Genomic DNA, 7,919 nt, shown 5'->3' with positions numbered 1-7,919 from the left:
ATCGTCAGCTGCGCAAAGTGACTAAGGCAAAATCCGTATTTCCTACTGATGACAGCTTGTTAAAAATGTTGTACCTGGCTATGATTGATATTACTAAAAAGTGGACGGGGCGACGTAAAGACTGGGGACAAATCCATTCCCAATTAGAAATATTCTTTGCCGACCGGCTGGACTAGCTTGACAGCCGGGCTAGTTTTCGTATAATGCTAACAGAGGGGCAATCAGCCTATCTGACTGTTTTGCCCTCTTAAAAAATATTGCTCTTTTTTATGCTATTTGGAGTTTACACAAAATCAGGGATACACCCAAGCCAGCGTTCCAATGAAACGCTGGGGCCAGCCGGAAGAAGTCGCTAAAGCCGTCCTTTACCTTGCTTCTGCCGATTCCTCCTACGTAACTGGCGGTGAAATTACCGTTGATGGGGGACTTGGGCAAGTTTAGTGGAGCACCTGCCCGCGCCAATAGAATAGCATGAGATAAAATACTGTCACCGAAAGATGATAAAGGGGTTAGCATTACTATGAAAAAGCAAACATTACGTATAAAAGGTGTCCGCTGTTGGTAACGGCGGACACCTTTTATACGTATTACACATGAACTGCTATGAGGCAACAAAAAAGTAACCAGCGTGACACGTGATGAAAATTTGAATCCTATTCCTTCAATATTTTATTCCTATGTCTGCGAGAACAAATTCCACACATTTTCCCACAGCCCGTGAACCTAGTCCTTCCCTGGACCCACGGGCTATGTTTTCTTTTCAGCAGAACTTTGCACTCCTCATGTCCTTTGGCGGAAACGTGATAAAATCTTGCATAATTATTGCTCAGCATACGCTCTAGGTGGCAAAAGTAGGTAAGCCAAAACTACAGCTACGCGCCATGCCGCTTCTTTGCCGAAAACTGCCCGTTTTATAAAGAATAACTGGACACATACTGCCTCAAATCAATTAGCGCATACCCACCACAACATATTTCCACGCTTTTCCATAATACAAATACCCACTCAATTCTCGGTGTCCGCTAGCAACAAATCTCTAAGCCACTTCGGCAAATGATTTACCTTTTTAAACTGTAAAATTTTCTGAGCAACCTCCGCCGCATCTTCTTCCCGCCAAAAACGATCCCTACGATAACATTCTGGGCTACAGAACTTACGCCAGATAACCCCTAACGATTGGAATTCTTTCCCGCAATATTCACATTTGTGGGCATATGGTTTTCGATGATCCTTTTCCCATTCTCTTTTACAACTCAATGAACAGTATTTCCGCTTCCGTCCGATACTATTTTGCTCAAGTTTTACGCCGCAATTAAGGCAAACAACAAAAAGCATTTCCTCTTTCATTACTTCGCGGTATTCTGTCACTAACTCTGATGCATATCCATTTAAACCTTCTCTAATACAATAATTCCTAACCGAATCTCTTGATAGCCCTGTAGCCTTTGCTATTTTTCCATACCCAACCCCTTGGTACCGCAGCATTTTAATCTTTTGCCTTTGTCCGTTTGTCATGATTATCCCTCCTTAACAAGCATTCATCACTCAAAAAATGACGCTTGTCAAGGAGGAGATATCCCAAAAATTTAGTGTGATTAACATGCAGCTTGCCTTGCTCAAAACGCCGCCGAATTCTCCAGGTAGAATTTCCCGAAATTGACCGCGACTCGTTTTGCCTCTCCTTGCGCATTGTCTTTGAAAAAAACACAAAGGTGCTGATCAACAGGGCAATATAAAAAGGCAAGCAACCTTACTCCCGAGTGCTTTTGACTCAAAATGCTCCCGCCTAGAAAAATCCGTCTTGGTTTCTATGGCAATTTACTTTCGATTTTATCCCAATGAATCAGAAGTTCCTCCTGCTCCATTGTTGCGCCTTCCCTTACTTTTTCAACGACATCGGGAAAAATGCGGCAAAGTACCGGACTATCAAGCGCTGTATGTGCAGAACCAATGAATTTCCCACAAGTTAACTCAAGTTCGTCTTCCGACATCAGCACCGGCGCTACGTGGCTTCCACACTCGACGCAAACGTTATGTATGTCTTCGACAATTTGGAGCCCGCTTGCGTCAATATCTCCCCACACGTACACTACGATGGCTCTAGTTGCTTCCATTAGCTTTCGTAATAGAGTACGTTTTGATGAAGACAGAAAACCTTCACCGAACATGACGAAAATATTGGGCCGGGTCAAGTATCGGCGGTACAACACCTCACGAAAGACGGCTATGTTCTCAATGATAAATATACCGTCTATCGGTGCGGACGTGATTGTCAATTTATCAATAGTCGCATCTGTCAAACATGCCGGAATTCCGGCATGCATTGTGCCAAAAATACCGTTGACCTTGAAAGACACATTCCCGTGAACCAGTGTAGTCTCAAAGGTTGCCGTAAGATGCAGGTTATCAAGTGTATCTCTCCCGGCTGCAACAATTTCGGCCTTGTAAGCGTCTAACCGCTTACTGTCACCCCAAACCCGTTGAGATACGACACGCAGAGGCTCCCGACGTTTCTCAGCCATCAGTTTTGCCGCCCAAGCTAAAGCTAAAATGACTGATCTGTACTTGACCATGGCTTTCGGCGTAGCAAGAACATTTCCGAATTCATCCAAGATTTGCTCCTCGAATACTGCTTTTCTCACTAAATCGGCCAAAATTCCTGATAGCGGGCCAAGGATGGTTTCAGCCTCTGCCCCTATATTAAAGGGTTCCGTCTCTTTAGAAGGTTCACTTTCTTCCAGTTCATCCTCGGCACGCGGGTCGAGCGCCAGCTTTCTTATTTTCCATTTCAACTGGGTTTTAGGCTGCACATTTTTGCTTTCGACCTGGATGATACCAGCAATAGTTAGAATCTCCATGGCATCGAGAAAGTCGACCATAGAGTATTTTTTTGAGTATCTCCTTTCCAGAGGAGGATATTGCTTTTCTCCCCTAGATAAATCCTTAACCAACTCCTGCATCAAAGGTTTTAGGTTATGGGGCTTATCAAAAATTGCAAGGCCGGCATAATCCCTGCCTCGCTGCACTCTTGCCACAGGAAACTTAATCCCCTCAACTCTTGTCATCTTGCTGATGATAGATTCAGCGTCATTAATCATCAATATCTCCTTATGCCGTTCTCATCCGCTTCAGAATCATCGGCTGAGTGAACAGTTCGTCTTCACCGCATTTGATGCAAGTGTAAGCGTGGTTAATCCAATCAACCGATTTCAACGATTCGCCCTGTTGGTGCGTGATGAAATACTGGACGTCGGTCACCTGTAGGAGCCAGCCCACTTCATTGCCGCGGTCGTCATCCAGCCTGGAGCGCGGTTCATCCAAGAACATGATTGGCATGAGCCCGCCATTCTTTCGGTTACTGATCGCGGCTAAGAGGAGCATAAGGCTTGTACAGGCTCGTTGTCCCTGTGATAGGTCAGGGCCGTTTATCGGCGCCGGCTTCTTCCCGTCGAAGCCAATAAACATATGGAGTTCCCAGCCGGCGGGATCATCGGTAGGGGTTTCCAGGCGCCCTTTACCTTCAGCACGCAACAATTCGGCGAGCACATTAAATTCATCGATATAGTCATTGATAATCTCTTTAATGTGCCTGGTTAATGCGTAAAGGCAATTTTGCGTCTCCTCTTCCACTTCCATCCGCAGATCTTCGTTTGCCTTCAGCCGCTTTTCCTGACTCTCGACAATGCCGGCCTGAGCGGCATATAGCTGCACTGTGGTGTCGTCGATATCTTTGTGGTTTGCCATAAATTCTTTAATTTCACTATCCAACTTCTTTGCTTCATTCTCGAAATAGATAGATGAAATCCGATTGCCCTGATCATCCCTGTAATCAGCCCCAGCCAAATCCTGGGGGATGAAGTCCATATCGTCCTCAGATAACCCGAAGTCTATCAGCGCCTGACGAAACATGTCCAACTTAACCTTATTTTGACCAAGGTCAATCTCGTTCGACCGTAGACGTCGTTTTGCGTTAGCGATGATGTTTCCATTGGCAGTCGTCTGAGTCTCTAGTACCGCTTTCTGGCTCCTTACGTTTCCGACTTCCTCGAGGGCGTCAATCTGCGCCTTTTCCGTCTCGGCTCTTTTTTCCTTAGCGGCAGTCAAGTTGGCAGATACCAAATAAACCTCGGACTGTAGAAGATCGGCCTTCGCTTGCAAACTTTCAAGCGTCAGATATTCCTCTTGCTGCTTAATCCAATCGTCATAGGTATTAACTGCAGTTTTCGAATCTGCCAGTTTCGATTCTTGGGACCCAAGTTCACTTTTAAGGGCCTCCATCTTGCTTTGCAACCGAGCTTTTTCCAATTCTAGCGCAGACTTGCCGCAACAAAGCAGGTCGACATGTCGAAAGATCGCGCCATCGCCGTCTTGCTGCAACCCCTCAATCGTGATGGAAACTAAACCCTGCTTTTGCAAAAAGTCGCCCTCTTCCACGGTACGGACCAAGTGTACAGTTTTTAGGTGTTCCAAATAGCCGCCGATCATTTGCTCATTTTTAATTTCTATAGCATCATAAATCGAAAGCAGTTTTCCCTGTGATTTCGCAACGGCTCCACGCGGCGCTTTGGGTAAGCATACCCTAGCACCATATTGGGCTGACTGCTGAAGTTTCTTGGCCGGTAAGTAATCATTTTGGGAAACCACGATTCGATATCGTTCCCGCCCCAGGAATGCTTCTATCGCCCTCTGCCATTCTGTATGTTGCCCTTTAATTGAAATAGCATCAGCCAGCATTGTAAACTCAATGTTTGCTTGGGCAAGATGACTACGGTATTTGTCCACCCAAGTAGGAAACAGGACTTTATTGCGATTCAGGCGCATCAGGTCAGAGTCTATGGCTTGAACCGCCTTCTGCAATTGCACCGTTTCGACCAGGAGAGCGTTGTACTGTTGCGTAGCTGTATCAAGTTCTGCTCTGAGATCTTCTATGCTGATCGGCTGGATTTTTGCAATGCGTTCTATATCTTGTAACAGGCGTTGAAGTGTCAGGTCCTTCTCGGTTGATTGTCTCGCCAGGATGTCGCAATCTGCATTGAGCGAACCGATTAGCACCGATGCTGCTTTCGATGCTGCAGCCAGTTTGTCTATCTTGGCGTCGCATTCCTGAATAAGGATTTGACTTTGGTTGATTTCACTCTCCAGTCGCTGAATTTCGTCCGCCGCAGTTACAATTTCCGACGTGAGTTTATCCATCTGCTCCTCAGTTTCCATGAAGACAACCTTCGCTCTCATCACATCCAGCCGCTCTTTTTGTGTGACTTTAAGTTTATGCTGCTTGTAGAGTTCGACTTTAGCACCCAAATCTGCATAGCGGTTTTTTGCCGCGTCAAGCTCTTCCTTTAAAGTCTCGCAAGCCTTCTTCTGCGCAGAAAGGCGCTGTTTTGCATCCTCGTAGCGGTTTTTTATGTCTTTGACACCCTTAAGTTCATATATTTGTTGATATAGGGCTTCGGGGGATTTGTCCACCAAGTCCCGTACAGAATGGGGGTCCATGGACATCAGGCGCCGGAAGGATGCGCTCAGGCCGATACAGTCTTCCAGCATTTTACGATACTTTTCCTGAGTTTGGAGCGCTTGCTTGTAAGCTTTCGGATTTTCAGCCAACCCTTTGAGGTCGGTAAATTCGCCGTCGAAAACATAATACTCCTTGTTCCAGCGTCCTTCACTATTTTTGAATACACGACAACATACTACAATCTTATCTTCGCGGTATCCATACATCTCGAAAGGCTTTTGGGCATCCATCTGCACCCGGTTATCAATCTGCCGATTATAGAAACCAACTCGGACAATTGCCCAAGTACTTTTCTTATTAACGTAGTAACCGATGCCACGATTCGTTTCGAAGGTGGTATCGCCAAGAGCCGTGCGGATACCGTCCATGATAGTGGTTTTACCGTGCCCGGACTGACCGACAAAAGCGTTTACTTTCGGATGAACAGGGTAAGGCTTGTCTGTAAGAGGGAGTTTACCCCAGTAAGCCGTCATGAAATCTTCAATCATTTGCCTGCTCCTCCTCTAGAATTCCTTCCTCTGCTTCGGACTCTTGCATCGACTCCTGCATTTCTTGGACAAAGCCCCGCATAACGGTCTCATAGGTTTTATCCATGAGTTCCTCCCGAAGCATGTAAAGAGCCGGTCCAGCCTCATATTTGAGTAATCCTGCATGGGGTTGGATCACAAAACCGTATTTCATCAAAACCTTCAATATTTCGGAAATCCGTTTTTCGGGATTGGCTTTACGGTTTTGGAATTTCGCCCCATAGTTATAGAGTATTTCCTCATGTGTAATGTACGGACGGGTACCAGGAGCATCATCAGAAATCGCCTTCATTTTTGTCGGGAGAATCAGTTTTACGTAAAGAATATTGATCATCGCCAAATGACTGCGATTGATATCTCTATAGCGCTTATGGAACTGATCGAAAGTATCGTTGTCGAACTCCTTGCGGAGCCGGATAACGTACCATTCCGGAGTGGTAAGGAGGTCGTAGCCCATCACGCCAAGCGCCTGCCTCACCGCACTGAACAGTCCAAAGTCTTTCTCAAGGTCGAGGTCCTTCCTGGAAGCCCAACCAAAATGAAACATAGAACATATGCGCTGAACTTCAGGAGACAATTGAATTACGCTACTTTCCATCCTTTTCAGGTCCTTTCTCGCATTTCACTATGGTGCGGTTCATCTCTTCAACCGGACCATAGTAGATGCTTTTCATTTCGTCCTTCACCTCGAAGGAAATTCTGTGGTGCCTGCTGTCAGACGTGGCCTCAATGTCCTGGCATAGTTTTATGGTTTGCCCTGTTCTGTATACGGCCATTCCGAACTTATCCATGTTTTCGAAAAGCAAGTCATCGATGTCTTTCTCCCGCTTAACTCCCATTCGTGCAACAATCTGGTGATACAGCATATCCAACGGATTACCGACAATCTCACTGACAACCTCTTCTTCGATAAAACTAACCGGCTCCGGCGGTGGAGTCATCTCTACATAGTCCTCTGGTTGGTTATTGAAGAGTGTTGTGGCCTTGGCAATAACTGTCTCCTCCCGGAGCTGCATGATTTGTTTGGGTGCTGCGAAATAAGGTTCAGCGATACAGGCCAATTGCTCGATTGAAGCATTAGCAAGATACGCATCCAGCATATCCGGCGTGATATATTCACCTATTGACCTGGTATTCTCTCCTATCAGTTCGTTGCATATTTCACCGAGTTGAGAAATTTTGTTGAGCAACTGACTGCATAGATCATGGATATCTTGCTGTTTTTGAAGACTGGCAAATACGCCGGAGTGAGTGTCCCGCACTTTCTTTTGGATTGTTTTTATGGATTTTACAATATCCTTGCCTTCATTCGATGTAACAATCTTCCAAATCTGTTGCCGATCACGTTTATGAATAATCCGATCCAGCCGATCATTTTGATTGGTTAGCGCTGAAAACAATTTTCCCACATAGAGATCTTCGACAACATCTTCGCTGTAGTTATACATAGAGGACATTTCCGCTTCAGCTAGGCTAAGGTGAATAGTTTGACTGATTGAGAGATCATTACGATCCAGAGATGTGAAGATAAAGTAGATGAAAGATTTAACCCGGTCTGACATCTCATAATCGATGCCATTATGTTCAATCCACCGACTTCTTCTGAGATAATCGATCACCTGGTGCCGATTTTTTTTATGTAGGTAACCGAGTGCCTGGTCGAGTTCAAAATAGGAGAACGTACCAAGTGTTTCATAAATCGTCCGGGCAGCAGCCAAAATAAGCGTCACCATCTTCGTGTCACGCGTACGAAACACTTCGAAAAGCGGGTAATATGGTTCTAACTTCTTGGCTGCAACTATATGGTCATGTGACGAATCATAATCATCTTCCCGCGGATTTTTATGAGAAAGCATCTATTTCTCCTCCTGTCATAT

General features: G+C 45.5%; 6 protein-coding genes and 1 pseudogene. 2 read left to right on the top strand and 5 right to left on the bottom strand.

Going from position 1 to position 7,919, the window contains the following annotated elements; genetic code table 11:
* A pseudogene (locus tag F3H20_RS20515) lies at window positions 1-176 on the top strand (IS256 family transposase); the annotation flags it as partial.
* Between the two features lie 100 nt (window positions 177-276).
* A complete protein-coding gene (locus F3H20_RS08995) occupies window positions 277-441 on the top strand; it encodes an SDR family oxidoreductase (protein ID WP_223191697.1) in 165 nt (54 codons plus the stop codon).
* A 564-nt stretch (window positions 442-1,005) separates the two neighbouring features.
* Here the strand turns inward: F3H20_RS08995 and F3H20_RS08990 are convergent.
* The 5 genes from F3H20_RS08990 to F3H20_RS08965 all read right to left on the bottom strand — a co-directional run bounded on the left by F3H20_RS08990 (window position 1,006) and on the right by F3H20_RS08965 (window position 7,898).
* A complete protein-coding gene (locus F3H20_RS08990; RefSeq protein ID WP_149734590.1) occupies window positions 1,006-1,515 on the bottom strand; it encodes an RNA polymerase subunit sigma-24 in 510 nt (169 codons plus the stop codon).
* A gap of 293 nt (window positions 1,516-1,808) precedes the next feature.
* Window positions 1,809-3,098, bottom strand: coding sequence for a Wadjet anti-phage system protein JetD domain-containing protein (locus tag F3H20_RS08980; protein WP_149734589.1), 1,290 nt, complete (start codon window positions 3,096-3,098; stop codon window positions 1,809-1,811).
* Window positions 3,099-3,108: 10 nt separating this feature from the next.
* Complete coding sequence (locus tag F3H20_RS08975; RefSeq protein ID WP_149734588.1) at window positions 3,109-6,003, bottom strand: AAA family ATPase; 2,895 nt, start codon at window positions 6,001-6,003, stop codon at window positions 3,109-3,111.
* A complete protein-coding gene (locus tag F3H20_RS08970; RefSeq protein WP_149734587.1) occupies window positions 5,996-6,640 on the bottom strand; it encodes a hypothetical protein in 645 nt (214 codons plus the stop codon). The genes F3H20_RS08975 and F3H20_RS08970 overlap by 8 nt, the downstream gene beginning before the upstream one ends.
* Window positions 6,630-7,898 carry a hypothetical protein gene (locus tag F3H20_RS08965; protein ID WP_149734586.1) on the bottom strand — a complete coding sequence of 423 codons (1,269 nt, stop codon included), beginning with the start codon at window positions 7,896-7,898 and terminating at the stop codon, window positions 6,630-6,632. Before F3H20_RS08965 ends, F3H20_RS08970 begins: the two co-directional genes overlap by 11 nt.
* Between the last annotated feature and the right edge of the window lie 21 nt (window positions 7,899-7,919).

Source organism: Propionispora hippei DSM 15287, from assembly GCF_900141835.1.
GTDB lineage: Bacteria > Bacillota > Negativicutes > Propionisporales > Propionisporaceae > Propionispora > Propionispora hippei.
This window is presented reverse-complemented; position numbering and strand designations above follow the sequence as displayed.